This window comes from Kitasatospora sp. NA04385 (assembly GCF_013364235.1).
Classification (GTDB): Bacteria; Actinomycetota; Actinomycetes; order Streptomycetales; family Streptomycetaceae; genus Kitasatospora.
This window is the reverse complement of record NZ_CP054919.1, coordinates 5,658,562-5,682,500: the sequence shown is the minus strand read 5'-3', so window position 1 is coordinate 5,682,500 and position 23,939 is coordinate 5,658,562. Positions and strand designations below refer to the sequence as shown.

General features: G+C 74.0%; 23 protein-coding genes (1 of these 23 running past the window's edge). 7 read left to right on the top strand and 16 right to left on the bottom strand.

The window, feature by feature from the left end; translation table 11 throughout:
• On the bottom strand, window positions 1–82 hold the beginning of the coding sequence (gene dut, locus HUT16_RS25285) for a dUTP diphosphatase (RefSeq protein WP_176190350.1). It extends 386 nt beyond the left edge of the window; the window shows 82 of its 468 coding nt (coding positions 1–82); its start codon is at window positions 80–82; the stop codon falls past the left edge of the window.
• A complete protein-coding gene (locus HUT16_RS25280; protein ID WP_176190349.1) occupies window positions 79–663 on the bottom strand; it encodes a PaaI family thioesterase in 585 nt (194 codons plus the stop codon). The genes dut and HUT16_RS25280 overlap by 4 nt, the downstream gene beginning before the upstream one ends.
• Before the next feature lie 98 nt (window positions 664–761).
• On the opposite strand from HUT16_RS25280, the gene HUT16_RS25275 reads away from it, so the two are divergent.
• Window positions 762–1,235, top strand: coding sequence for a DUF3093 domain-containing protein (locus tag HUT16_RS25275; protein ID WP_176190348.1), 474 nt, complete (start codon window positions 762–764; stop codon window positions 1,233–1,235).
• A 243-nt stretch (window positions 1,236–1,478) separates the two neighbouring features.
• Here the strand turns inward: HUT16_RS25275 and HUT16_RS25270 are convergent, their stop codons facing one another.
• From HUT16_RS25270 to HUT16_RS25255, 4 genes are all read right to left on the bottom strand, one after another.
• On the bottom strand, window positions 1,479–1,778 hold the full coding sequence (locus HUT16_RS25270; protein WP_014138508.1) for a DUF4193 domain-containing protein: 300 nt from the start codon (window positions 1,776–1,778) through the stop codon (window positions 1,479–1,481).
• Between the two features lie 523 nt (window positions 1,779–2,301).
• Window positions 2,302–3,279, bottom strand: coding sequence for an acyl-ACP desaturase (locus tag HUT16_RS25265; protein WP_176190347.1), 978 nt, complete (start codon window positions 3,277–3,279; stop codon window positions 2,302–2,304).
• Window positions 3,280–3,480: 201 nt separating this feature from the next.
• A complete protein-coding gene (locus HUT16_RS25260) occupies window positions 3,481–4,782 on the bottom strand; it encodes a cell wall metabolism sensor histidine kinase WalK (RefSeq protein WP_176190346.1) in 1,302 nt (433 codons plus the stop codon).
• A 43-nt stretch (window positions 4,783–4,825) separates the two neighbouring features.
• Complete coding sequence (locus HUT16_RS25255) at window positions 4,826–5,479, bottom strand: response regulator transcription factor (protein ID WP_100840350.1); 654 nt, start codon at window positions 5,477–5,479, stop codon at window positions 4,826–4,828.
• 470 nt (window positions 5,480–5,949) lie between these two features.
• Here HUT16_RS25255 and HUT16_RS25250 point away from each other — a divergent pair, with 470 nt between their 5' ends.
• Window positions 5,950–6,135, top strand: coding sequence for a hypothetical protein (locus tag HUT16_RS25250; RefSeq protein ID WP_030458050.1), 186 nt, complete (start codon window positions 5,950–5,952; stop codon window positions 6,133–6,135).
• 94 nt (window positions 6,136–6,229) lie between these two features.
• On the opposite strand, the gene HUT16_RS25245 is transcribed toward HUT16_RS25250, so the two are convergent.
• Both HUT16_RS25245 and HUT16_RS25240 read right to left on the bottom strand, forming a co-directional pair.
• Window positions 6,230–7,030, bottom strand: a complete 801-nt coding sequence (locus HUT16_RS25245; protein ID WP_176190345.1) for an inositol monophosphatase family protein — start codon at window positions 7,028–7,030, stop codon at window positions 6,230–6,232.
• Window positions 7,031–7,082: 52 nt separating this feature from the next.
• Window positions 7,083–8,228 (bottom strand): ferrochelatase, encoded by a 1,146-nt coding sequence (locus HUT16_RS25240; protein WP_176190344.1) that lies wholly within the window; start codon window positions 8,226–8,228, stop codon window positions 7,083–7,085.
• Between the two features lie 226 nt (window positions 8,229–8,454).
• Between HUT16_RS25240 and HUT16_RS25235 the strand changes: the two genes are divergently transcribed.
• Complete coding sequence (locus tag HUT16_RS25235) at window positions 8,455–9,708, top strand: MFS transporter (RefSeq protein ID WP_176190343.1); 1,254 nt, start codon at window positions 8,455–8,457, stop codon at window positions 9,706–9,708.
• Between the two features lie 319 nt (window positions 9,709–10,027).
• Entirely contained in the window at window positions 10,028–11,329 is a 1,302-nt protein-coding gene (locus tag HUT16_RS25230) for a D-arabinono-1,4-lactone oxidase (RefSeq protein WP_176190342.1), read from the top strand.
• A gap of 12 nt (window positions 11,330–11,341) precedes the next feature.
• Here HUT16_RS25230 and HUT16_RS25225 read toward each other — a convergent pair whose 3' ends face one another.
• Complete coding sequence (locus HUT16_RS25225) at window positions 11,342–12,145, bottom strand: hypothetical protein (RefSeq protein WP_176190341.1); 804 nt, start codon at window positions 12,143–12,145, stop codon at window positions 11,342–11,344.
• A gap of 438 nt (window positions 12,146–12,583) precedes the next feature.
• On the opposite strand from HUT16_RS25225, the gene sepH reads away from it, so the two are divergent.
• Window positions 12,584–13,675 (top strand): septation protein SepH, encoded by a 1,092-nt coding sequence (gene sepH / locus HUT16_RS25220; protein WP_176190340.1) that lies wholly within the window; start codon window positions 12,584–12,586, stop codon window positions 13,673–13,675.
• Between the two features lie 61 nt (window positions 13,676–13,736).
• Here the strand turns inward: sepH and HUT16_RS25215 are convergent, their stop codons facing one another.
• From HUT16_RS25215 to HUT16_RS25195, 5 genes are all read right to left on the bottom strand, one after another.
• A complete protein-coding gene (locus tag HUT16_RS25215; protein WP_176190339.1) occupies window positions 13,737–14,561 on the bottom strand; it encodes a sulfurtransferase in 825 nt (274 codons plus the stop codon).
• Window positions 14,562–14,677: 116 nt separating this feature from the next.
• Entirely contained in the window at window positions 14,678–15,325 is a 648-nt protein-coding gene (locus tag HUT16_RS25210; protein WP_176190338.1) for a thymidine kinase, read from the bottom strand.
• 43 nt (window positions 15,326–15,368) lie between these two features.
• Window positions 15,369–16,526, bottom strand: a complete 1,158-nt coding sequence (locus tag HUT16_RS25205; protein WP_176190337.1) for an alkaline phosphatase family protein — start codon at window positions 16,524–16,526, stop codon at window positions 15,369–15,371.
• A 5-nt stretch (window positions 16,527–16,531) separates the two neighbouring features.
• Window positions 16,532–17,116: a DUF5998 family protein gene (locus tag HUT16_RS25200; protein ID WP_014138494.1), complete on the bottom strand. Its 585-nt coding sequence runs from the start codon at window positions 17,114–17,116 to the stop codon at window positions 16,532–16,534.
• Between the two features lie 111 nt (window positions 17,117–17,227).
• Window positions 17,228–20,002 (bottom strand): GNAT family N-acetyltransferase, encoded by a 2,775-nt coding sequence (locus HUT16_RS25195; RefSeq protein ID WP_176190336.1) that lies wholly within the window; start codon window positions 20,000–20,002, stop codon window positions 17,228–17,230.
• A gap of 159 nt (window positions 20,003–20,161) precedes the next feature.
• On the opposite strand from HUT16_RS25195, the gene HUT16_RS25190 reads away from it, so the two are divergent.
• Entirely contained in the window at window positions 20,162–20,440 is a 279-nt protein-coding gene (locus HUT16_RS25190) for an HPr family phosphocarrier protein (RefSeq protein ID WP_176190335.1), read from the top strand.
• Window positions 20,441–20,654: 214 nt separating this feature from the next.
• On the opposite strand, the gene HUT16_RS25185 is transcribed toward HUT16_RS25190, so the two are convergent.
• A complete protein-coding gene (locus tag HUT16_RS25185; RefSeq protein ID WP_176190334.1) occupies window positions 20,655–21,866 on the bottom strand; it encodes an MFS transporter in 1,212 nt (403 codons plus the stop codon).
• 80 nt (window positions 21,867–21,946) lie between these two features.
• Between HUT16_RS25185 and HUT16_RS25180 the strand changes: the two genes are divergently transcribed.
• Window positions 21,947–22,576 carry a TetR/AcrR family transcriptional regulator gene (locus tag HUT16_RS25180; protein WP_176190333.1) on the top strand — a complete coding sequence of 210 codons (630 nt, stop codon included), beginning with the start codon at window positions 21,947–21,949 and terminating at the stop codon, window positions 22,574–22,576.
• Between the two features lie 7 nt (window positions 22,577–22,583).
• On the opposite strand, the gene HUT16_RS25175 is transcribed toward HUT16_RS25180, so the two are convergent.
• Window positions 22,584–23,777, bottom strand: coding sequence for an RtcB family protein (locus HUT16_RS25175; RefSeq protein ID WP_176190332.1), 1,194 nt, complete (start codon window positions 23,775–23,777; stop codon window positions 22,584–22,586).
• Window positions 23,778–23,939: the final 162 nt, after the last annotated feature.

Here is a 23,939-nt window from a genome sequence, read left to right as displayed (position 1 = left end):
GGTGCTCGTAGGCGGGGAGCGGGATCTCCGGGTCGAGCCGGCGGATCAGGATGTCGACGGGCGGGCGGACGGGGTCGGTCACGGGTTCACCTCGAAGGCTCGGGCGCGTTTGATCTGGTCCGGGTCGTCCAGGACCTTCTGCACGTCCTCTGGACGACCGTGCGTGGTGAAGTGTTCCAGCTTCACCTGGATGAAGAGCGCCTGTGCCCGGATGGCGACCGGCCCGTCGGGGCCGTCGATGCGGCCCTCGGCGGCGCTGTAGACCTTGCGGCCCTGCACGCCCGTCACCCGGGCGTGGATGTGCAGCACGGAGTCGACGGGGACGGGGCGGACGAAGTCGGTCTCCAGCCGGCCGGTGACGGCGGGGGCGCCGAGCAGCCAGTTGAGCGTTCCGAGCGTCTCGTCCATGGCGCTGACCAGGACGCCGCCGTGGGCCAGGCCGGGGCCGCCCTGGTGGGCCGACTTGACGGTGAACTGCGCGGTGACGTCGAGGTGTTCGCCGGCGACGGCGGTGAGTTGGAGGCCCTGGGGGTGCTGCGGTCCGCAGCCGAAGCACTCGTCGTAGTGGGAGCCGATCAGGGTGCCGGGCGCGGGGGCCAGCGGGGAGCGGTCGGGGAGGACGGCGTCCGCGGGCGGGGTGGTGGGGGTGGTGGGTCCGTTCACGGCGCCGACCCTACCTGCCGGTAGCTTGCCGGGACAGGCGCGAACCGGCCCGCCGCGCGGGCCCCCGGGGGGTCGGTCCGGTGTGGGGAGCGCCCACAATGGAGGGCATGTACGAGGAACGTCTCACCGTCCCGCGGTCCTGGTGGCTGCTGTCCGTGGCGCTCGGGCTCTCGCTCGCGCTGATCCTGCTCCGGTTCAGCGGGGTGGGCGCGCTGATCGGGCTGGTGGTGGGGGTGGCCGCGGGCGCCGCCGCGCTGAGCAGTTACGGGTCGGCGCGGATCCGGGTGGTGCAGGGGTCGCTGGTGGCCGGCCCGGCCCGCATCCCGGTGAGCGCGCTGGGCGCGGCCGAGGTGCTGAACCCGAAGGAGGCGGTGGCCTGGCGTTCGGTGAAGGCCGATCCGCGGGCGTTCATGCTGCTGCGCAGCTACGTGCCGACGGCGCTGAAGGTCGAGGTGACCGACCCGGCCGACCCGACCCCGTACCTGTACCTGTCGACCCGTTCCCCGCAGAAGCTGGCGGACGCGCTGGCCGGGGCGTCGGCGGCGGCGCGGGGGGCCGAGCGGAGCCGCTGAGGGGTTCGCGGCCCGGGCGGGCCCGGACAGACCGAAAGGGACGGTCCCACCCGGAGGTGGGACCGTCCCTTTCGGTCTGTCTGCGAGCCCTGCGTGGGCGGGCGCACGGCTCGCGCCCTACCGGGTGCGACCGCTCGGGACGGCCGCTGCTACTGCCTCCGGTCCTGCTGCACGGAACCGGACGGGGCGGCGTACCGGGCCGGCGGAGGGGTCTCGCCCGCCCGGGCCAGTGCCGCTCCGTTTTCAGGCTCCGCAGTCCCGGCAGATCGGCTGGCCGTTCTTCTCGCTGTAGAGCTGGCTCCGGTGGTGCACCAGGAAGCAGCTCATGCAGGTGAACTCGTCGGCCTGGCGGGGCAGCACTCGAACCGAGAGCTCCTCGTTCGAGAGATCGGCGCCCGGAAGCTCCAGTCCCTCGTTGGCGTCGTACTCGTCGACGTCCACCGAGCTGGACGCCTTCTCGTTCCGACGGGCCTTGAGTTCCTCGATGCTGTCCTCGTTGAGGTCGTCATCGGTCTTGCGTGGGGTGTCGTAGTCCGTTGCCATAGTTTTCGCTCTCCCCCTTTGGGTGTGTGCGGGTGTCTCCAGCGCACGTAACGCCTGGGGGGCCGGTCTTGTGCCCGACCCGAGGCCGAGATTGTGCCTTACTTCAAGCCCCGTTACTCAATCGACATCCGGACAAGGGCCCGTTGGGGTGACCGAACGGAGCTCGAACACCGTCCACCGTACGGGTGAAGCGGTTCGGACCGGAACTTTCCGATCATCACGGTACGTGGCCGCACCGGAGCACCGAGGGTGGCAACTCGGCGGCGGCGGACGGCTCTTGACGATCAACCGGGGCGGCGGCGGACCGACCGGGCGATCACCCAGTGCGACCGCCTGACCCGAACGGGTGATCACTCCACCGGGGGACCCGGGGAAGCGTTCCGGACAGGTGTGAGGTTCGTCACATTGCGAGCGACAGCGGGCTTTTTCCGTCAAAGCGGGCCTTTCGGCGGAGGCGCGCGCCACCGAATTGTCCGCATACCCTCCGGTACGTCCGGGCGGGCGGACGCCCCGCCGGGGGCCGTCAGGCCCGGGCGGCGGCCGCGGCGGCGCGGCGGGCCAGCAGGGCGGCCTGGCGCTCGTCGAAGCGGGTGGCCTGGGTGTCCAGACCGGCCAGGAAGGCCCCCAGCTCGTCCTGGGCGTGCTGCCCGACCGGGCCGAGGCCGGCCACCTCCATGACCTTCAGGTGGCGCAGCACGGGCTGCAGCACGTCGTCGTGGTGGATCCGCAGGTTGTAGATGCCGCCGATGGCGATCTGGGCGGCGGAGCGCTCGAAGCCGGGCATGCCGTGGCCGGGCATCCGGAAGTTGATCACCACGTCGGCGATGGCGCGCATGGTCTCGTCGGGGGCGAGCTCCAGGGCGGCCTTGAGCAGGTTCCGGTAGAAGACCATGTGCAGGTTCTCGTCGTTGGCGATCTTGGCCAGCAGCTGGTCGCAGAGCGGGTCGCCGGAGTGGTGGCCGGTGTTGCGGTGGGCGATCCGGGTGGCCAGTTCCTGGAAGGCGACGTAGGCGACGGACTGCAGCATGCTGTGCGCGTTGTCCGACTCGAAGCCCTCGGCCATGTGCGCCATCCGGGCCCGCTCCAGCTCGACCGGGTCGACGGCGCGGGTGGCCAGCAGGTAGTCGCGGATCGCTATCCCGTGCCGGCCCTCCTCGGCGGTCCAGCGGTGCACCCAGGTGCCCCAGGCGCCCTCGCGGCCGAACATGCTGGCGATCTCGTGGTGGTAGCTCGGGAGGTTGTCCTCGGTGAGCAGGTTGACCACCAGCGAGATCCGGCCCAGCGGGGTGACCTTGGACTGCTCCAGCGACCACGCCTCGCCGCCGAGCACGCCGTCGAAGTCCCGCCCCTGGCTCCACGGCACGTACTCGTGCGGCATCCACTCCTTGGCCACCTTGAGGTGGCGGTTCAGCTCGGTCTCCACGACCTCTTCGAGCGCGAGGATCAGCCTGGCGTCGGTCCAGGCGGTCGTGGCGGTGCGCTGCACGGGGGCGATGGTCACGGCGTGGCTCCTGCGGATGGGACGGGCTGACCTACGGCTGCGTAGGTTACGACACCGTAAGTTGTCCCGGCCGCAAATGACAAGCCGCCCCTGTCCAGCGCTTATGTCGTTCCGACACGGCTGGGCGGGGGCGGCTGGGGGAAGCCCGGCGGGGCCGGAGCGCCTGGACGGGGCGCCACCGGACCCGGGGCGGGTCGGCGGCTACGGGATGCGCACCCGCACCCGCAGGCCGCCTCCGGGGCGGGCAGTGGCCTCGATGGTGCCTCCGTGGGCGCGCACCACGGAGCGGACGATGGACAGGCCGAGCCCGACGCCCTTGTCGCTGCGGGTGCGGTCGGTGCTCTTCAGCCGGCGGAACGGCTCGAAGATGTGCTCCAGCTCGTAGCCGGGGACGACCGGGCCGGTGTTGCTCACCACCAGCTCGCCGCCCCCGCCGCGGACCGCCGAGGTGGTGATCTCCACCCAGCCGCCGGGGCCGTTGTAGCGGGTGCCGTTCTGCAGCAGGTTGAGCGCGATCCGCTCCAGCAGCACGCCGTTGCCGTTGGCGGGAGCGGGGGCGAGCTCGGCGCGCAGCTCGACCTCGCGGTTGGCGGCCTCGGCCCGGGTCTGCTCCATGGCGCGCTGGGCGACCTCGGCGAGGTCGACCGGGCGGCGCTCGGTGAGCTCGTTCTCGCTGCGGGCGAGCAGCAGCAGGCCCTCGACCAGCTGCTCGCTGCGCTCGTTGGTGGCCAGCAGGGTCTTACCGAGCTGCTGCAGGTCGGGCGAGACGCCCGGGTCGGCCAGCTGGACCTCCAGCAGGGTCCGGTTGATCGCCAGCGGGGTGCGCAGCTCGTGCGAGGCGTTGGCGACGAAGCGGCGCTGCGAGTCGAAGGCGCGGTCCAGCCGCTCCAGCATCTCGTCGAAGGTGTCGGCGAGCTCCTTGAGCTCGTCGTCGGGGCCGTCCAGGTCGATCCGGCGGTGCAGGTCGCTGCCCGCCACCTCGCGGGCGGTGCGGGTGATCCGGCCCAGCGGGTGGAGCACCCGGCCGGCCATCGCGTAGCCGACCGCGAAGGCGATCACGGCCAGGAAGACCAGGGCGGTCAGGGCGCGGCGCAGCAGGGTGGACAGGGCCTGGTTGCTGTTGCCCTCCTGGAGGGCGTTCATCATCTGGTCCAGGGTGTTCTGGTCGCTGATCGTCTCGCCGTTGACGGTGATCGCGACGCCCCGGCCGAGGGTGAGGTGCGGCAGCTGGGCCTGGTCGAAGGCCGAGCGGACGAAGTAGTACATCAGCAGCAGCAGGACCACGCCCGCCATCAGGAACATCCCGCCGTACAGCAGGGTGAGCCGGATCCGGATGGTGGGGCGCAGCGACAGCCAGGCGAACAGGCCGTCGCCGGGGTGGTACGTGTCGTCGGCTCGGTCGCGGTCGGAGCGGCGCGGGGGGTGCGTCGGTCGCGGGGGCACCTGGTCCGGGCCCGAGGCGGGCGTGCCGGGGGCCCCGCCGGGGAGTGGCGGGGTGGTCATGGCCGGAAGTCCTCTCAGCTGGCGGGTTCTTCGGGGGTGCGGGTCACACCCGGTAGCCGGAGCCGGGCACGGTGACGATCACCGGCGGGTCCCCGAGCTTGCGGCGCAGCGTCATCACGGTGACGCGGACCACGTTGGTGAACGGGTCGGTGTGCTCGTCCCAGGCCTTCTCCAGCAGCTGTTCGGCGGAGACCACGGCGCCGCCGGCCCGCATCAGGACCTCCAGGACGGCGAACTCCTTGGGGGCGAGCTGGACGGGCTTGCCGTCCCGGATGACCTCGCGGCGGCCCGGGTCCAGGCTGATCCCGGAGCGTTCCAGCACGGGGGGCAGCGGGACGGTGGCGCGGCGGCCCAGGGCGCGCACCCGGGCGACGAGTTCGCTGAAGGCGAACGGCTTGGGGAGGTAGTCGTCGGCGCCGATCTCCAGGCCCTCGACCCGGTCGCTGATGTCCCCGGAGGCGGTGAGCATGATCACCCGGGTGGCCAGGCCCTGTTCGACCACCCGGCGGCAGACGTCGTCGCCGTGGACCAGCGGGAGGTCCCGGTCGAGCACCACCACGTCGTAGTCGTTCACGGCGATCCGCTGGAGGGCGGCCTCCCCGTCGTAGACGACGTCGACGGCCATGGCCTCCCGGCGCAGGCCGGTGGCGACGGCCTCGGCGAGCAGCTGCTCGTCCTCGACGACGAGTACCCGCACGGTGGTTGTCCCTTCTGCTGGAACGGCCCTGACCGTGTCCGCCCGCGCGGGCCGCTGGTGCGCCGGGCGCGGACCCGGGCAGGCGGGTCCGACGGTGCCTCCATCCTGCCTGGTCGCGCGGTAAAGCAGTCGTAAGTCCGGTGCGCCGTCCGCGAAAACGGAGCGGCCGGTACCTGTTTGGACTGTGACTCGGGCAACTTTTCCGGGAGTTGGAGGTTTCCTTGAGCCGGGGGTGGGGAGGACACCTGCACACCGTGATGCCGTCTTCCGGCGCGTCGCGGCCACCACCACCCGCCGAGTGCCCCATCCGCACCGGCCTGGGACGGAACGCCACCGGGTCGCGGCTCCAGTGCCGCACGAGCGCCCGACCGGAACCTGCATCCGGTCCGAGGTGCCCGCCGGGGTTTGTCAGGTTCCAAGCCGGGGGGTCGCTCGGACCGCGCCCGTCCGACACAGCAAAGGGGGCCCGTATGGACGCCTTCACCGCCGGAATCCTTCAGCGGATCAAGAACGCCGAGCAGGATCTGCACCGCGCGATCGAGTCCGGGGACGAGTTCCTGGCCGAGGTCGAGCAGTCCGAGTTGGAGGACCTCCAGCGTCTCGCCACCGAACACGGCGTCGACCCGGTCCTCGGCACGCACCGCTCCGCCGCCTGACCGTCCCTCCCCGCACGACCCGCGCACGATCCGTACGACGAGCGCCCCGGTCCGGTTCTCCGGACCGGGGCTTTTCGCTGCCCGCGGGCGGGGCTCAGTCGTGCCAGGCGCCGAGCTCCTCCAGCCGGGCCTGGAGCGGCTCGAACACGCCGGGCGGGGCGGCGACGGTCAGCTCGCCGTCCGCGGGCAGGCCCGGGCGGGAGCCGGTGAGCGCGCCGGCCTCGGCGGCGATCAGCAGGCCGGCGGCGCGGTCCCAGGGGGCCAGGCCGCGCTCGTAGTAGCCGTCGAACCGGCCGGCCGCCAGGTCGCACAGGTCGACGGCGGCCGCGCCGCCGCGGCGCACGTCGCGCACCTCGCCCATCAGCGCGTGCAGCACCTCGGCCTGGTGCACCCGCCGCTCGCGCAGGTAGCCGAAGCCGGTGGCCACCAGCGCCCGCCCCCACACCGGGGCCGGGCGGACCGCCAGCGGGCGGCCGTCCAGCGTCGCGCCGCCGCCGCGCACGGCCTGGAACAGCTCGCCCCGGGCGGGCACGAAGACCACGCCCACGACCGCCTCGCCGTCCAGCTCGGCGGCCACGCTGACCGCCCAGGAGGGCAGTCCGTAGAGGTAGTTGACCGTGCCGTCGAGCGGGTCGACCACCCAGCGCACCCCGCTGGTGCCGGGGCGGTCGGCGCCCTCCTCGCCGAGGTAGCCGTCGTCCGGGCGGCGGGTGGAGATCAGCTCCAGCACCAGCTTCTCGGAGGCCAGGTCCATCTCGGTCACCACGTCCACCGGGCTGCTCTTGGTGGCGGCCACCCCGAGGTCGGCGGGGCGGCCGTCGCGCAGCAGGGCGCCGGCCCGGGTGGCGGCCTCGACGGCGGTGGCGAGCAGGTCCTGCAGCAGGTCGTCGGTCACAGGTCTCGGTTCCTCGTCATCTCGGAGTCTCGGGGCCTCGGGGCCTCGGGGATCAGGCTTCTTCGGCGGCGGCGGGGCGGGGGGCGCGCGGGTTGGGGCAGCAGGCGGCGGCGCACCGGTCGTGGCTGGGGCCGAGGGCGCCCAGCGCGCACCGGGTGACCGGCTCGCCGCGCTGGGCGGCGGCCCGCTCCAGCACCAGGTCCCGGACGGCGGCGGCGAACCGCGGGTCGGCGCCGACGGTGGCGGCCCGGGCGACCGGCAGGCCGAGCTCGGCGGCCTTGGCCACCGCCTCGGTGTCCAGGTCGTACTTGACCTCCATGTGGTCGGAGACGAAGCCGATCGGCACCATCACCACCGCCGCGGCGCCGTCCGCGTGCTGCGCCTCCAGGTGGTCGCAGATGTCCGGCTCCAGCCACGGGACGTGCGGGGCGCCGGAGCGGCTCTGGTACACCAGCTCCCAGGGCCGGTCGGCGACGCCGGTGCGCTCGGCCACCGCGGCGGCGATCAGCCGGGCCACCTCCAGGTGCTGGGCGACGTACGCGCCGCCGGGGGTGCCGCGGGCCGGGTCGTCGGGGGCGCCGGAGGTCTCGGCCATCGCGGTCGGGATCGAGTGCGTGGTGAACGCCAGCCGGGCGCCGTCGCGCACCCCGGCCGGGAGCCCGGCGAGCGCGGCCAGCGCGGCCTCGGTCATCGGCCCGACGAAGCCGGGGTGGTTGTAGAAGTGCCGCAGCTTGTCCACGGTCGGTTCCGGCCGGCCCTCGGCGGCCAGCTGCGCCAGCGCGTCGGCCAGGTTCTCCCGGTACTGCCGGCAGCCCGAGTACCCGGCGTACGCGCTGGTGGCCAGCACCAGCACCCGGCGGTGGCCGTCGTCGACGATCTCCCGCAGGGCGTCCACCAGGTACGGAGCCCAATTCCGGTTGCCCCAGTACACCGGCAGGTCCAGGCCGTGCTCGGCGAAGTCCTTGCGCAGCGCGCCCAGCAGCTCGCGGTTCTGCTCGTTGATCGGGCTGACCCCGCCGAACAGGAAGTAGTGCTTGCCGACCTCGGCCAGCCGCTCCTTCGGGATGCCCCGCCCCCTGGTGACGTTCTCCAGGAAGGGCACCACGTCCTCGGGGCCCTCCGGCCCGCCGAAGGAGAGCAGCAGCAGCGCGTCGTACGGCGCGGGGTCGGTCGGGCTGGGCGTGCGCGTGTCGGACATGGCTCCGATCCTGCCACTCGGAACGGGCCGTCCGGCGCACGGGCGGCCCGGTGCGGCGCGCGGGGTCCGGGAGCGGCGGCGGTGCGGTGTCCGGGATGTCCGCGAACAACCCGGATGCAGGCGATCGGCCCCGCTTCGTAAGCTGTGTGCATCACTGTCACGCATTACCGATGGTTGCATCCCCCACCCGTCAGACCGCCATCCGACCCCGACGGAGCCACCCCCCGTGCTGTCCAGCTACCGCCAGATATTCGCCGCCCCCGGCTCCCTGGCCTTCTCCTTCACCGGGCTGGTCGCCCGGCTGCCGATCTCGATGACCGGGATCGGCATCGTCACGATGCTCGGCGAGATCAAGGGCTCCTTCTGGCTCGGCGGCCTGCTGTCCGCCTTCCTCGCCGTCTCGGCCGCGGTCCTCGGCCCCCGGATCTCCCGCCTGGTCGACCGGTACGGCCAGCGCCGGGTCGCCCTCCCGGCCACCGGCGTCACCGTGCTCTCCGCCGCCGGGCTGCTGCTCGGCGCGCACTACGGCCTCCCCGACTGGACGCTGTTCGTCTTCGCCGCCGGCATGGGCGCGATGCCGAGCACCGGCTCCATGGTCCGCGCCCGCTGGGCCCACCTCTACCGGGACGAGCCGCCCAAGCTGCACACCGCGTACTCCTTCGAGGCGGTCGCGGACGAGATCTGCTTCATCGTCGGCCCGATCCTGGCCGCCACCCTGGCCACCTCGCTCTTCCCCGAGTCCGGCCTGCTGCTCGCCGGGGTCTTCCTGGTGGTCGGCGTCCTGCTGTTCACCGCCCAGCGCCGCACCGAACCGCCCGCGCACCCCGTCGAGCAGCACGCCGGCAGCTCGGTCGTGCGCGACAAGGGGCTCCAGACCCTGGTCCTGACCCTCGGCGCGATCGGCGTGGTCTTCGGCTCGGTCGAGGTGGTCACCGTCGCCTTCGCCAAGGCCCAGGGGCACCCGGCCGCGTCCGGCTACGTGCTGGCCGTGTACGCCCTCGGCTCCTGCCTGGCCGGGGCGGTGTTCGGCGCGCTCAAGTTCACCGGGGCGATGGACCGCCGCTTCCTGGTCGGCGTCGGCGTGATGGCCGCCGGGATGGCCCCGCTCGTCCTGGCCGCGCAGTTCCTGCACGGCACCGCGGCCCTGTTCGGCGTCGGCGCCGCGCTCTTCCTCTCCGGCCTCGCCATCTCCCCCACCCTGATCACCGCCATGGCCCTGGTCGAACGGCTCGTCCCCGCCGCCCGCCTCACCGAGGGCATGACCTGGACCACCACCGGCCTGGCCCTCGGCGTCGCCGCCGGCTCCTCCGCCGCCGGCATCGTCGTCGACGCGGCCGGCAGCGCCCACGGCTACTGGGTCCCGGTCGCCGCGGCCGTCCTCGCCGCGACGGTCGGCTACGCGGGGCTCCCCCGCCTGCGCACGCAACTGCTCACCGCCGTGCAGGCACCCGCGGCGCAAGCCCCGTCCGGGGCCCGCTGAGAACGGCGGGAGACGCCATCAGGGGCCCGGGGAACGGCGGGTCCGTGCTGCTGACGGCCGGAGCCCATCGGAGTGTCCGTGCTGCTGCGTGCCGTGACAGGAACCAGAAGCAGATGCGCGCCACGGCAGTGCACCGTCCGCAGCCCCGGGCTCGCCGTTCCCCGAGCCCCCGGCGGGGCCTCTCGCCGTTCCCCGAGCCCCCGGCGGGGCCTCTCGCCGTTCCTCGAGCCCCTGGTTTCATCCTCCCTTTGTGACTACGCTCCCCGTACCCACCGGTAGAACCGGAAGGTAGGACACGCGCGAGCGGGAGGCTCTGGAGATGACCGAGGTCTGGCGGAACTGGGCGGGGAACCAGAGCGCACGGCCCGCGCGGGTGGTGGCGCCGGGTTCGGTGGAGGAGCTCTCGGCCGCGGTCGTCGCCGCCGGGCAGGCCGGGCTGCCGGTGAAGGCGGTGGGCTCCGGGCACTCGTTCACCTCGATCGCGGCCGCCGGGGACGCCGTGCTGGTGCGCCCGGACAACCTGACCGCCGTCCGCTCGATCGACCGCGCCGCCGGGACGGTCACCGTCGAGTCCGGCCTGCCGCTGCAACGGCTGAACCGCCTGCTCGCGGCCGCCGGCCTCTCGCTGACGAACATGGGCGACATCGAGGTGCAGACCGTCGCCGGCGCGACCAGCACCGGCACCCACGGCACCGGCCGGGACTCCGGCTCGCTCGCGGCGCAGATCCAGCAGGTCGAGATCGTCCTCGCCGACGGCTCGGTGCGGACCTGCTCGGCGACCGAGGACCCGGAGCTGTTCCAGGGCGCGCGGCTGGGCCTGGGCGCGCTGGGCGTGGTGAGCGCGCTGACCTTCGCGGTGGAGCCGATGTTCCTGCTGAGCGCGCACGAGAAGCCGATGGGCTTCGACGAGGTGCTGCACTCCTTCGACGACCTGACCGCCGTCAACGAGCACTTCGAGTTCTACTGGTTCCCGCACACCGACCGCTGCTCGACCAAGCGGAACAACCGCAGCCAGGGCCCGGCCGAGCCGCTGCCGAAGTTCAAGGCGTGGCTGGACGACGACTTCGTGTCGAACACGGTCTGGGAGGGCGCCTGCCGGGTGGGCCGCAGCTTCCCGGGCGCGATCCCGACCATCGCCAAGATCGCCAGCCGGGCCTGGTCCGAGCGCCGGTTCACCGACCAGCCGTACAAGGTCTACACCAGCCCGCGCAAGGTGCGCTTCATCGAGATGGAGTACGCGGTGCCGCGCGAGGCGGCGACCGAGGTGCTGCGCGAGCTGCGGGCGATGGTGGAGCGCTCGGACTGGCGGATCAGCTTCCCGGTGGAGGTGCGGGTGGCCCCGGCGGACGACCTGTGGCTGTCCACCGCGAACGGGCGGGACAGCGCGTACATCGCCGTCCACCTGTACCGGGGCACCCGCGAACTGTCCTACTTCACCGAGGTAGAGAAGCTGATGGCCGCCCACCGGGGCCGCCCGCACTGGGGCAAGCTGCACACCCGGGACGCCGAGTACCTGTCCTCGGTGTACCCGCACTTCGGCGACTTCACGGCGCTGCGCGACAAGGTCGACCCGGAGCGCCGGTTCGCCAACGACTACCTGCGCCGGGTGCTGGGCGCCTGACCGGCCCCCCGGTCAGCCGGTCGGCTGCGCCGTCCCGGGCAGCGTGCCCCCGGCGCCCGGGGAGGCGGCCGGCGCGGGCTCCCCGCTCGCCGGGGCCGACCCGGACGGCCGGGCCGAACCACCGGCCGAGGGCTGCGCGGACGCCGCCCCGGACGGCTCGGCCGAACCGCTCGGCGCCGCCGAGGGGGCGGCCGACGGCGAGGAGGGCGCGGACGGCGAGGGCGAGGCGCCGGACGGGGACGGCCCGGCGGACGGCGCGCCGTCGCGGTCCCCGTCCTGCTCCGGCTGCCGGTCGCCGGACGGCCGCGAGGGGTTGAACGAGGTACCGCCGCCGTCCTCCCCGGTGGTGATGGCGTGCAGGGGCTTCCCGGCCGCGAGTTCCACCGCGACGATCGGCACCATCGCGACCACGAACACCAGCGCGGAGACCGCCGCGTACGACTTCCACGTCCAGCGGCGTTTCGCGCGCAGAACCCGGGGGGCGTTCCAGTCCGGGCTGATTCCGTCCGGCGGGGCGGGCTTGGGGTGCGCGGCGGGAGTGGATTCGGTGCCGCGTTCCACCGCGTTGCGCAGTTGTTCCCCGGTGCGTTTGAACAGGTGCTGGAAGAGCGCGCTTCCGATGGTCGCCCCCACCGAGACGACGGCCGCACCGAGTATCGTTCCGTACACTCCGAGTTCCGAGGCGAGTACCGCGCCGGCCACCGCCGCCATGGCACTCGCCGCGACCTGAGTGGCCGTCAGGTCAAGCCGTCTGCGCTCCGCCTTCTCCTCGGCCCCGGCCGGTCCGTGCGCGAACTGCTGGCTCTGCTGCGGCATCCCTGTCCCTCGGTCGGCGTGTCGGAATTTCGAACAAGTCTCTCCATCTTGCCCAAAGAAGGACACAAGGGTCGAAAATCCGGTTCTCCCCGGTCGATATATGTGAAGATGATCACCGTCCGTTGATCGTCGGCGGGTCAATGGGGTGCCCGCTCTTGAGATTCCGGTGATTCGCGGGAGACTTGAGCGGCGAGCCGCCCCTCCGGATGCCACGAATGGAGTACTGTTCGTGGAGCCTGAGCCTTCGGACTCGTTGTCGACGAATCGTCAGACGGCTGGACCGGGCGCCCGGGTGCGATGTCGACCGTCGACGTGGCAAACAGGCAACCGTGCCACAGCGGCGCGCCCGGGCGAAAGCCCGACACGCCGGGTAACTCTGCAAGGTTGTGGCCACTCGCCAGCGGGCAGGCCACACTCAGTACGGGAGCAGCGACGCAGGTGACGTCGGCAGGCACCACCCGGGAGGTAACCGTGCCCGAACTGCGCGTCGTGGCCGTCAGCAACGACGGCACACGGCTGGTGCTCAAGGCTGCCGACAGCACGGAGTACACCCTGCCGATCGACGAGCGGCTGCGCGCCGCCGTCCGGGGTGACCGCCCGCGGCTCGGCCAGATCGAGATCGAGGTGGAGAGCCACCTCCGCCCCCGTGACATCCAGGCGCGGATACGAGCCGGTGCCTCCGCCGAGGAGGTCGCCCAGGCCGCCGGCATCTCGGTGGAACGCGTCCGCCGCTTCGAGGGCCCGGTCCTCGCCGAGCGCGCCTTCATGGCCGAGCGCGCCCGCAAGACGGCGATCCGCCGGCACGGCGAGTCCACCGGCCCGCAGCTCGGCGAGGCCGTCGCCGAGCGCCTCGCGCTGCGCGGCGCCGAGAAGGACACCGAACGCTGGGACTCCTGGCGCCGCGACGACGGCACCTGGGAGGTCATCCTCGTCTACCGCGCCGAGGGCGAGCACCGGCGGGCCGGCTGGTCCTACGACCCGCCCCGGCGGCTGGTCCAGCCCAACGACGACGAGGCCCGCGCGCTGATCGGCGAGAACGTCGAGCGCGAGGAGGACTCGGTCTTCCCGTTCATCCCGCGGATCGCCCGGCTCCCCCAGGACCGCCCGGCCCGCCCGATGATCGAGCGGCCCTCCGCCGACCGCATCATGCAGGTGCGCGAGGCCCGGGAGGCCACCGCCTCCGCCGCGACGGCGGCCGCGGCCGTCCCCGAGCGGGACTCCCTGACCAGCCTGCTGGACGTGGTCCCCTCCTACCGGGGCGACCTGACCCCGATCGGGCCGAGCGTGGAGACCACGGTCACCGAGGAGCCCGAGGAGATCGAGGAGACGGCGGCCCCCGCCGCGAGCGTCGGCGCGGGCTCCGCGTACGCGGACATCCTGATGCCGCGCGCGGTCGCCCCGCACCGGGACCGCCTGGTCGGCACCACCGACCGCCAGGCCGAGGCGGACGGCGTCCGCCCGGGCCGCCGGGCGACGGTGCCGAGCTGGGACGAGATCGTCTTCGGGTCGCGGCGCAAGAAGCCCGAGTAGCGGCTCCCGCCGGGGAAGGCACCATCAGGGGCTCGGGGAACCGGCGAGCCCCTGGCGGGGCCTACGCCACGGGGTTGTCCGGGTTCGCGGACCACTCGCTCCAGGAGCCCGGGTAGAGGGCGACGCCGTCGTGCCCGGCCACGGTGAGCGCGAGGATCTGGTGGGCGGCGGTGACGCCGGAGCCGCAGTAGACAGCGGTGGCGGCCGGGTCGGTGAGCCGGAGCGCGGCGAAGCGTGCGGCCAGCGCGGCCGGGGGCAGGAAGCGGCCGTCCGCGGCCAGGTTCTCGGCGGTGGGGGCGGAGGCGGCGCCGGGGATGTGGCCGGCCCGGGGGTCGATCGGCTCGGTCTCGCCGCGGTAGCGCTCGCCGGCCCGGGCGTCCAGGAGCAGGCCGGTGCGGGCGAGTTCGGCCGCCCCGGCCGCGTCCACGGTGGGGAGGTGGCCGGGCTCGACCTTGAAGTCGCCGTCGCCGGGGGCCGGGGTGTCGGTGGTGAGCGGGTGGCCGGCGGCGGTCCACGCGGCGAGGCCGCCGTCGAGGACGCGGACGTCGGGGTGGCCGGCCCAGCGCAGCAGCCACCAGGCGCGGGCGGCGGAGAGGGCCGGTCCGGCGTCGTAGGCGACGACGGGGCGGTCCGCGCTGACGCCGGCCCGGCGCAGGGCGGCGGCCAGGCGGTCGGGGTCGGGCAGCGGGTGGCGGCCGGCCGGGCCGGGCGGGTCGGCGAGCTCGTGGTCGAGGTCGAGGTAGTGCGCGCCGGGCAGGTGGCCCCCGGCGTACTCCTCGGCTCCGGGCGGGCCGCCGAGCGCCCAGCGGATGTCGAGCAGGACGGGCGCGCGGTCGGTGCCGAGCGCGTCGGCGAGTTCGGCGACGGTGATCAGGGGCGAGGTCATGCCGTCATTGTGGCGCGCGGGGGCGGCCCCCGGGGCCGGGTCGGGGATCACGTCACCCGGCGAAACGATCCGCGCGCCGCGCCCGGCCCCCGGCCCCCGCTCGCCCCTCGCCGGGCTCAGCCCTCGAAGGGGAGGACGTCCGGGGAGAGGACGGCCGCGCGGGAGGTGGCGGCGGTGAGCCGGCGGCGGTGGTGGCGGCGGCAGAGCACCTCGTAGCCGATCTCGTCCTCGTTGACGGCGACGTCCCCGACCACCACCTGGGCCCCCTCGACGACCATGACGCCGCCGACGGTGCGGGCGTTGTGGGTGGCGCGGGCGCCGCACCAGCAGAGCGCCTCGACCTGGAGGACCTCGACCCGGTCGGCGAGTTCGATCAGGCGCTGGGAGCCGGGGAAGAGCTTGGTGCGGAAGTCGGTGGTGATCCCGAAGGTGAACACGTCGATGCCCAACTCGTCGACGATCCGCGCGAGTTGGTCGATCTGCTCGGTGGAGAAGAACTGCGCCTCGTCGCAGATCAGGTAGTCGACCTTGCCGCCGGCCGAGAGCAGGTGGACGACGTACGCCTGGAACTCGAAGGCGTCGCCGACCTCGACCGCGTCGGCCCGCAGGCCGAGCCGGCTGGAGATGGTGGCGGCGCCGGCCCGGTCGTGGCGGGTGAAGATGATGCCCTGGCGGCCGCGGGCGGCGTGGTTGTGGTCCATCTGGAGGGCGAGCGTCGACTTGCCGCAGTCCATCGTGCCCGAGAAGAACACCAGTTCAGCCATGGTGGGACAGCAGCCTTTCGGGCGGGGAGGTCAACGGGCGGGCTCAGCCGCGGACTTCGAGCAGCGGCACGAGCTGTTCGACGGGGGTCATCGAGCCGTGCAGGCCGACCATCTGGGACTCGCCGGGTTCGCTGCGGGAGGCGATGATCGCGATGTCGTCGCGGGCGGCGGCGACCACGTCGCCGATCCGGGGCAGCACCCGCTCGTCCACCGCGGGGCCGAACCAGCCCGCGGCGACGGCCTGTTCGCGGGTGGCGACCCACATCTGCTCGCCGAGCACCTCGCTCCACACGGCGTGCACGTCGGCGGCCGCACCGGGGTGGGCGTAGACGTGCCGGGCCCGGCCCTCGCCGCCGAGCAGGGCGACGCCGGCCGACAGCTCCCAGTCCTCGTCGAAGTCGATCCGGTGCTCCGGGGCGATGTCGATCATGCCGTGGTCGGCGGTGACGTAGAGCGCGGAGCGCGGCGGGAGCTGCTCGGCGAGGCGGCGGGCGAGGCGGTCGACCGTGAAGAGGGTGAGCCGCCACTCGTCGGAGTCGACGCCGAACCGGTGCCCGGCGGCGTCGAGTTCGCTCAGGTACGTGTAGACCAGGGCGCGGTCGTGCTCGGCCAGCCAGGCGGCGGCCCGGTCGATGCGCTCCTCGCCGGTGGTGCGGCCGAGGAAGGTGCCGCCGGAGAGCGCGACCTGGGTGAGCGGGGTGGAGGCGAACAGCGGGGAGGAGACCTGGGCGGTGGCCACGCCCGCCCGGTGGGCCAGTTCGAAGACGGTGGGGTACGGCTGCCAGGCGTGCGGGTCGACCGGCGGGTTCCAGCGCAGCTGGTTCATCAGCCGGCCGCTGTCCGGGATCATCACCGTGTACCCGGCCAGGCCGTGCTGCCCGGGCGGCAGGCCGGTGCCGACCGAGGCCAGCGAGGTGGCGGTGGTGGACGGGAACCCGGCGGTGATCGGGGCCCGCCCGGCGGTCAGCGAGTTGAGGAAGGGCGCCCAGTCCGGGTTGGCCCGGATCAGCTCCCAGCCGAGGCCGTCGACCAGGAACACGCAGACCCGGTCGGCGGGCTCCAGCGGCAGCACGGGCCGGTAGCCGGGCACGCCGAGGCCCGCCGCGAGGGTGGGCAGCAGGTCGGAGAGCGAGGCGCAGCCGTAGCGCGGGGCGGGGGCGTCGGCCGGGTCGAGCGGGTCGAAGGGGTCCTCGTGGTGCATGCCGGTCAGCCGTTGGCCACGGTCGCCTCGGACAGCGCCCGGGCGAACACCAGCGCCTGGGCGACCGTCTCCGGCCCGTCCCCGGCCTCGCTGACCCGCAGCGACAGGTCGTCCGCGGTGGCGGAGCCGGTGTAGCCGTGGTCCGCGTCGCAGTTGGGGTCGGAGCAGCCGGCCGGCTCCAGGTCGAGGCGCTGCACGGCGCCCCAGCCGATGGTGAGGACGACCTCGCGGGGCGGGGTGCCGGGCGTGTACGTCTCGGGGTTGGCGACCATCCGGCTGACCACGACGGAGGTGATCCGGTCGAGGCGGACGGTCTCGGTGGAGGTGGTGGCGTACGGGACGGGGGTGGCCGCGTCGCCGTTCTGCTCGTCGGTGTGGCTGACCACGAAGCGGGAGGCGGTGAGCACCAGCACGGTGACGTGCCGGCGGACCTCGTTGGCGTCGAAGGTGGTCTCCTGGTGCACCAGGTACGAGGTGATCGGCTCGGGGCCCACCGCGGACTCCACCGCCTCGGAGACCAGCGCGGGGTAGTAGCCGCTGCGCTCGATCGCGGACCGCAGGTCCTGCGTGGTGGTACCGGTCTTCGCCATATCTCCATCCTGGCATGTCCCGCCGCTGCGGCGGGTGGCACTGCGCCGGGTCGCCCGGCCCGCACCGCGCCGGGGGCCGCCCGGTCCTGCCGAGCGGGCAACCACGCAAGGTTACAGCGTGCTCATGGCGCGCGGTCCCAGATCGGTGCGGACCGGCAGGGGGGCGATCCGGACCCGGGCGCCGAGCACCGCCAGGCCGTGCGGGGCGACCACGACGGGCTCCAGGTCGACCGAGGCGACCTCGGGCAGGTCGTCGACGAGGCGGGAGACCCGCAGCAGCACCTCCTCCAGCGCGTCGGTGTCGACGGCCTCGGCGCCGCGCCAGCCGAACAGCAGCGGGGCGGCCCGCACCTCGCGGATCAGCTCGGCCACGTCCCGGTCGGTGGCCGGGACCAGGCGGTGCGAGACGTCGCCGAGCAGTTCGGCGGGGGCGCCGGAGAGGCCGAAGGACAGGATGGTGCCGACGGCCGGGTCGACGGCCGCGCCGATCACGGTGTCCACGCCGCGCGGGGCGAGCCGCTGCACCACCAGTTCGGCCTGGGCGGCGCCGCCCAGCAGGGCGTCCAGCTCGCGGTGGGCGCGGCGCAGTTCGGCCTCGCCGGTCAGGTCGAGCCGGACGCTGCCCAGGTCGGGGCGGTGGCGCAGGTGCTCGGCGGTGGCCTTCAGGGCGACGGGGTAGCCGAGGGCGGCGGCGGCCCGAACGGCGCTCGCCTCGTCGGGGGCGGGCAGCGTCGGGCTGACCGGGATGCCGTAGTGGCCGAGCAGTTCGACGGTCTCGGCGTCGGGCAGGGTGACCCGGGCGCCACCGGCCTGGAGCCGGGCGGCGACCGCCTCCCGGCTGCCCAGGGCGCGCGCGACCAGGTCGCGGGCGGCGTGCTCGTCGACGCCGTCCAGCTCGGGGACGCGGGCGGTCTCCTCGGCCTCGGCGCTGCGCCGGCGCCACTTCGCGTAGCGGACGGCGTCGGCCAGCGCGTGCACGGCCCGTTCGGGGGCCGGGTAGGCGGGCACTCCCCCGGCGCGCAGCCGGGCGACCAGCGCGGGCAGCGCGAGGTGGGCGAGCAGCAGCGGCTTGCCGAGTTCCCGGCCGCGGGCGGCGGCGTCCAGCAGGGCCTGGGCGATCTCGGGGTCGTCCTCGACGAGTTCGGGGGCGGCCCGGGGGCCGTGCACGCCGATCGGCGGGATGGCGACGGCGATCACCGCGTCGGTGCCCGGGTCGGAGAGCGCGGTGTCCAGGGCGACCCGGAAGTTCTCGCCGCCGGCGCCGGTGGTCAGGTCGACGGGGGTGCGGGGGCGCAGTCCGGCGCCCAGGCAGGTGTCGTAGGTGAGCAGGCCGAGCGAGTCGGAGTTGCCGACGATCGCGATCCGGCTGCCCTGCGGCAGCGGCTGCCCGGCGAGCAGTTCGCCGGTGTCGAAGAGTTCGGTGATGGTGTCCACCCGGATCACGCCGGCCTGCTGGAACAGGGCGTCCACGGTGGCGTCGCGCAGCCGGGTGGCGGCGGGCTGGACGGCGTGGCCGGGCGGCAGGCTGCCGGTGTGCCGGGCGCCCTTGAGCACCACCACCGGCTTGGCGGCGGCCAGTCGGCGGGCGATCCGGGTGAACTTGCGCGGGTTGCCGAAGGACTCCAGGTAGAGCAGCACCACCTCGGTGGCGGCGTCCTCCTCCCAGTACTGCAGCAGGTCGTTGCCGGAGACGTCGGCCCGGTTGCCGACCGAGGCGAACGAGGAGATGCCGGTGCCGCGCCGGTGGGCGGCCTCCAGCAGGGCCACCCCGATCGCCCCGGACTGGCAGAACACGCCGAACCGGCCGCGCTCGGGCAGCACGGGGGCCAGCGAGGCGTTCAGCCGGTGCTCGGGGTCGGTGTTGAGCAGGCCGAACGCGTTCGGGCCGATCACCCGCATGCCGGCCGCCCGGGCCTGCCGCACCAGCGCGCGCTGCTTGTCCCGCCCGTCCGGCCCGGTCTCCGCGTACCCGGCGCTCACCACCACCAGGCCCTGCACGCCGTGCACCCCGCACTCGGCGACCGCGCCGGGGACGGACGGCTCGGGCACCGCGATCACCGCGAGGTCCACCGGCCCGGGGACGTCGAGCACCGAGCGGTGCGTCGGCACGCCCTCCAGCACGGTGCCGGGCTCGGCGCCCCGGTTCACCGCGTACACCGGGCCGTCGAAGCCGGAGCGGACGTCGCGCAGCAGCGCCCGGCCGACCGACAGCGGGTTGCGCGAGACGCCGACCACGGCGATCGAACGGGGCGTCAGCAGGCGCTGCACCGAGCGGGCCTCGGCGCGGTGCTCGCGGGCGCGCATCACGGCGAGCGAGGCGGCGGTCGGTTCCAGGTCGAACTCCAGGTGCACCACGCCGTCGGCGAAGCTGCGCCGCTGGGTGTACCCGGCGTCGGTGAAGACCTTCACCATCTTCCGGTTCTCCGGCAGCACCTCGGCGGTGAACCGGCGGATGCCGCGCTCCTGCGCGACCGCGGCGATGTGCTCCAGCAGCGCGGAGGCGATGCCCCGGCCCTGGTGCGCGTCCTGGACCAGGAAGGCGACCTCGGCGTCGGTGCCGGTGGTGGACGGCATCCCGTCCTTGTCGGTCCGGTCGTAGCGGACGGTGGCGACGAACCTGTCCCGCACCACCAGCGCGAGGCCGACCCGGTTGACGTAGTCGTGGTGCGTGAAGCGGCGGACGTCCTTGTCGGACAGGCGCGGGTACGGGGCGAAGAAGCGGAAGTACTTCGACTGGTCCGAGACCTGCTCGTAGAACTCCACCAGCCGCTCGGCGTCGTCCGCCGTGATCGGCCGGATCCGGGCCGTCCCGCCGTCCCGCAGCAGGACGTCCGCCTCCCAGTGCTGCGGGTACCCGTTGTCCGCCTGCGCGCGCTCGTGCTCCACGACCGCCAGAGTAGTCGTCGGCGAGCCTGATGGCGCCAGGCGTGCCGGGCACGGCACGCTGGCCCTGCCGCTCCGCGCCACCGAGCCCGCGGTGCGACGGCGTGCAACACTGGTCTAGACAACCCTGCACCACCCTGCACCACCTGAAAGGCACCTCTCATGGCTGAGCGCCGCGTCACGATCGGTTGGGCCGAGGGCCTGCACGCCCGTCCCGCCTCGATCTTCGTCAAGGCCGTCACCTCCACCGGCGTCCCGATGACCATCGCCAAGGAGGGCGGCACCCCCGTCAACGCCGGCTCCATGCTCGGCCTCCTCGCCCTCGGCGCGGGCGGCGGCGACACCGTCGTCCTGGCCGCCGACGCGGAGGGCGCCGAGAGCGCGCTCGACCGCGTCGCCAAGCTCGTCCAGGAGGGCCTGGACGAGCTGCCCGCCGCGTAAACCGCCAGGGGCTCGGGGAACGGCGAGCCCGTGGCTGCTGACGGTGCACTGCCGTTGCGCGCGTCTGCTGCGGGTTCGGTTCAGGACACGCAGCAGCCCCGACCTCCGATGGGCTCCGGCCGCCAGCAGCACGGCCCCGCCGTTCCCCGGGCCCCTGGTTTCGCCTCCCGCCGTTCATACGCGAGCCCCTGGTGTCGCCTCCCGCCGCATCTCCTCAGCCACTCACCAGCGCCCAGCCCGCCGCCTCGCGGCGGGTGCCCGGGAGGAGCAGGGGGACGGCCAGGAGCAGGGCGGCACCGGCGAAGTAGGGAGCGCGGGGGCCCCACTGGTGGGCGAGGACGCCGGCGAGGGCCGCGCCCGCCGCACCGGCGGCGCTGAAGACGAGCTGGTAGGCCATGGCCACCCGGCCCAGCAGGCGGGAGGGGATCTGGGCCTGGCGGAGGGTCACTCCGCCGATCGCCCAGGCGAACTCGGTGAGGCCGTAGGCGGCGACGCCGAGGGCCGCGATCTCGGGGGCGGGGGCGAGCGCCACCAGCAGCGCGCAGGCCGCCGAGCCGAGGACACCGGCGACCATGGTGGTGCGGACGCCCCAGCGGTGCAGCAGCCGCGGGGTGAGGGCGCTGCCGAGCAGGCCGCCGACGGCGAAGGCCGCGACCAGCAGGGCGAATCCGGTGGGGCCGAGGTGCTGGGCGCGGCTGGTGTAGAGGACCAGGACGGCGATCAGCCCGGAGGAGACCGCCCCCGAGACGCCGCCGGCCAGGCAGAGCCGGAACAGGACGGGGCGGCCGCGCAGCCAGCGCAGTGCTTCGGCGACCTGACTCCCCAGCGGGGCCCGCCCGGTGGCGTCCGCCGCCCGGCCGGGGTGGAAGTCTCCGCGCAGCAGCAGGACCAGGACGGCGGCGCCGGCGAAGGAGAGGGTGTCGACGGCGAGCGGGAGCGCCGCGGCCAGCCCGAACAGCACCGCGCCGAGCGGGGTGCCCAGCAGGGTGTCGGTGATCAGGGCGCCGGCCTGCAGCCGGGAGTTGGCCCGGGCCCGTTCGGCGGGCGGGACCAGGGTGGGGACCATGCCGGACCAGCCGGCGCTGTAGAGGATCTCGCCGGTGCCGAGCAGCAGCGCGGCCAGGACCAGCCAGCCGATCCGGGCGGTCCCGGTGGCGACCGCGGCGGCGAGCGCGCCGATCACGAGGGCGCGGGCGGCGTCGGCCCAGAAGAGGATGCGGCGGCGGTCGAGCCGGTCGGCCCAGGCCCCGGCGGGGAGGGCGAGCAGCAGCGAGGGCAGTTGCCCGGCCAGCGCGACCAGGGCGATCAGCCGGGCGTCGTCGGTGAGCCCGACGGCGAGCAGCGGGAGGGCGACGAAGCGCATGCCGTCGCCGAGGCTGGATATGGTGACGGACGCCCAGAGGACGGGAAAGCCGCGCGAAGACATGAACAAAAATATCGTTCACGTTTTCCCGGTGCGTCAAGAGGCCCGTCCGCCCGGCACCGCACGAGGAGAGTGAGCCCGCCGTGTCCCCCTTGGTCCGCGAGCCCCAGCAGCAGCGCAGCCGTGAGAAGTTCGCCCGCATCCTGGCCACCACCGCCCGGCTGCTGGACACCGTGCCGTTCGACCAGCTCAGCACCAAGCAGATCGCGGCCGAGGCCGGGATGTCGGTGGGGGCGCTGTACCGGTTCTTCCCGGACAAGGAGGCGGTGCTCGAAACGCTGGAGCGCAGCTGGCTGGAGGGCGACCTGCGGCTGCTGGCCACCGCCACCGACCCGGCGGCGGTGGCGGCCTGCGCGTCGTCCGAGCAGTTCCTCGCCCGGGTGGTCGAGGCGTACGCGGACCGGTTCCGCACCCTGCCCGGCTACCGGCACGTGTGGTTCCACGTGGCGAAGGTCCCCGCGCTGGCGAGCGAGGGGGCCGAGGTGGACCGGCGGATCGTGGAGCGCGTGCACGAGGTGCTGGTGGACTCGTTCGGGCTGGCGGGCACGGCCGAGACCCGCCGCCGGGCGGGTCTGGCCGTGGCCGTGGCCGTGCGGATGCTCGGCCTGGCGTTCCAGGAGGACCCGCAGGGCGACCCGGAGATCCTGGCGGACATCCCGCTGGTGCTGGACCGGTACGTCTTCGCCCCGGCCCGCAGCACCTCCGGGGCCTGACCGGCCGTCAGCCCTTCACGCAGATCACCTGCTTGAGGTGCGCGACCACCTCGACCAAGTCCCGCTGCTGCTCGATGACCTTCTCGATCGACTTGTACGCGCCGGGGATCTCGTCGACCACGCCGGAGTCCTTGCGGCACTCCACGCCGGCCGTCTGCGCCACCAGGTCCGCCGTGGTGAAGCGCTTCTTGGCGGCGTTGCGGCTCATCTTCCGGCCCGCGCCGTGCGAGGCCGAGTTGAACGAGGCCGCGTTGCCCAGGCCCTTCACGATGTACGAGCCGGTGCCCATCGAGCCCGGGATGATGCCGTACTCGCCGGAGCCGGCCCGGATCGCGCCCTTGCGGGTGACGAGCAGGTCGACGCCGTCGTAGCGCTCCTCGGCCACGTAGTTGTGGTGGCAGGAGATCATCTCGCCGAACGAGGCCCGGGCCTTGGGCAGTTCGCGGCGGACCGCGTCCTGGAACAGGGCCATCATCAGCGCCCGGTTGTGCTTGGCGTACTCCTGCGCCCAGAACAGGTCGGAGCGGTAGGCCGCCATCTGCGGGGTGTCGGAGATGAAGACCGCCAGGTCCCGGTCGATCAGGCCCTGGTTGTGCGGCAGGGACTGGGCGATCGACATGTGGTGCTCGGCGAGCTCCTTGCCGATGTTGCGCGAACCGGAGTGCAGCATCAGCCAGACCGCGCCGTCCTCGTCCAGGCAGAGCTCGATGAAGTGGTTGCCGCCGCCGAGCGTGGCCATCTGCTGGGCGGCCCGCTCGCGCCGCCAGCGCACGTCGGGCGCGATGTCGTCGAAGCGCTGCCAGAAGTCCGCCCAGCCGGCGGTGGGCAGGCCGTGCAGCTTGCCCGGGTCGACCGGGTCGGTGTGCAGGCCGCGGCCGACCGGGATGGCCTGCTCGATCCGGTGGCGCAGCCGCGACAGGTCGTCGGGGAGGTCCTTCGCGGTGAGCGAGGACTTCACCGCCGTCATCCCGCAGCCGATGTCGACGCCGACCGCGGCCGGGCAGACCGCGCCCTTCATCGCGATGACGGAGCCGACCGTCGCGCCCTTGCCCAGGTGGACGTCCGGCATCACGGCGAGGCCGTGCAGCCAGGGCAGCGTGCTGATGTTGCGCAGCTGCTGCATGGCCTGGCCCTCGACGGTGGCCGGGTCGGTCCACATCCGGATCGGGACGCGGACGCCGGGTACCTCGGTGTACGACATGGGTGGTCGACCTCCTGGGTCGGGTGGGGGCACGGTGCCGCACGAAGGCGCCCGGTGCGGCGGCGGGGAGGATCGGGGGCGGCCCGGTGGACGGGCCGCGGGCAGCGGAACGACGCCGCGCGGAGACTGCTCAGGCGGTACGGCGGTAACAGCGGAAGGGCA

Bases quoted from the DNA above. Each gene is read 5' to 3' on its own strand.
- HUT16_RS25275 (WP_176190348.1), top strand. From the start codon at position 762: ATGGAGGGCATGTACGAGGAACGTCTCACCGTCCCGCGGTCCTGGTGG.
- HUT16_RS25270 (WP_014138508.1), bottom strand. From the start codon at position 1,778: ATGGCAACGGACTACGACACCCCACGCAAGACCGATGACGACCTCAAC.
- HUT16_RS25260 (WP_176190346.1), bottom strand. From the start codon at position 4,782: ATGACCACCCCGCCACTCCCCGGCGGGGCCCCCGGCACGCCCGCCTCG.
- HUT16_RS25250 (WP_030458050.1), top strand. From the start codon at position 5,950: ATGGACGCCTTCACCGCCGGAATCCTTCAGCGGATCAAGAACGCCGAG.
- HUT16_RS25240 (WP_176190344.1), bottom strand. From the start codon at position 8,228: ATGTCCGACACGCGCACGCCCAGCCCGACCGACCCCGCGCCGTACGAC.
- HUT16_RS25230 (WP_176190342.1), top strand. From the start codon at position 10,028: ATGACCGAGGTCTGGCGGAACTGGGCGGGGAACCAGAGCGCACGGCCC.
- HUT16_RS25225 (WP_176190341.1), bottom strand. From the start codon at position 12,145: ATGCCGCAGCAGAGCCAGCAGTTCGCGCACGGACCGGCCGGGGCCGAG.
- HUT16_RS25215 (WP_176190339.1), bottom strand. From the start codon at position 14,561: ATGACCTCGCCCCTGATCACCGTCGCCGAACTCGCCGACGCGCTCGGC.
- HUT16_RS25210 (WP_176190338.1), bottom strand. From the start codon at position 15,325: ATGGCTGAACTGGTGTTCTTCTCGGGCACGATGGACTGCGGCAAGTCG.
- HUT16_RS25205 (WP_176190337.1), bottom strand. From the start codon at position 16,526: ATGCACCACGAGGACCCCTTCGACCCGCTCGACCCGGCCGACGCCCCC.
- HUT16_RS25200 (WP_014138494.1), bottom strand. From the start codon at position 17,116: ATGGCGAAGACCGGTACCACCACGCAGGACCTGCGGTCCGCGATCGAG.
- HUT16_RS25190 (WP_176190335.1), top strand. From the start codon at position 20,162: ATGGCTGAGCGCCGCGTCACGATCGGTTGGGCCGAGGGCCTGCACGCC.
- HUT16_RS25185 (WP_176190334.1), bottom strand. From the start codon at position 21,866: ATGTCTTCGCGCGGCTTTCCCGTCCTCTGGGCGTCCGTCACCATATCC.
- HUT16_RS25175 (WP_176190332.1), bottom strand. From the start codon at position 23,777: ATGTCGTACACCGAGGTACCCGGCGTCCGCGTCCCGATCCGGATGTGG.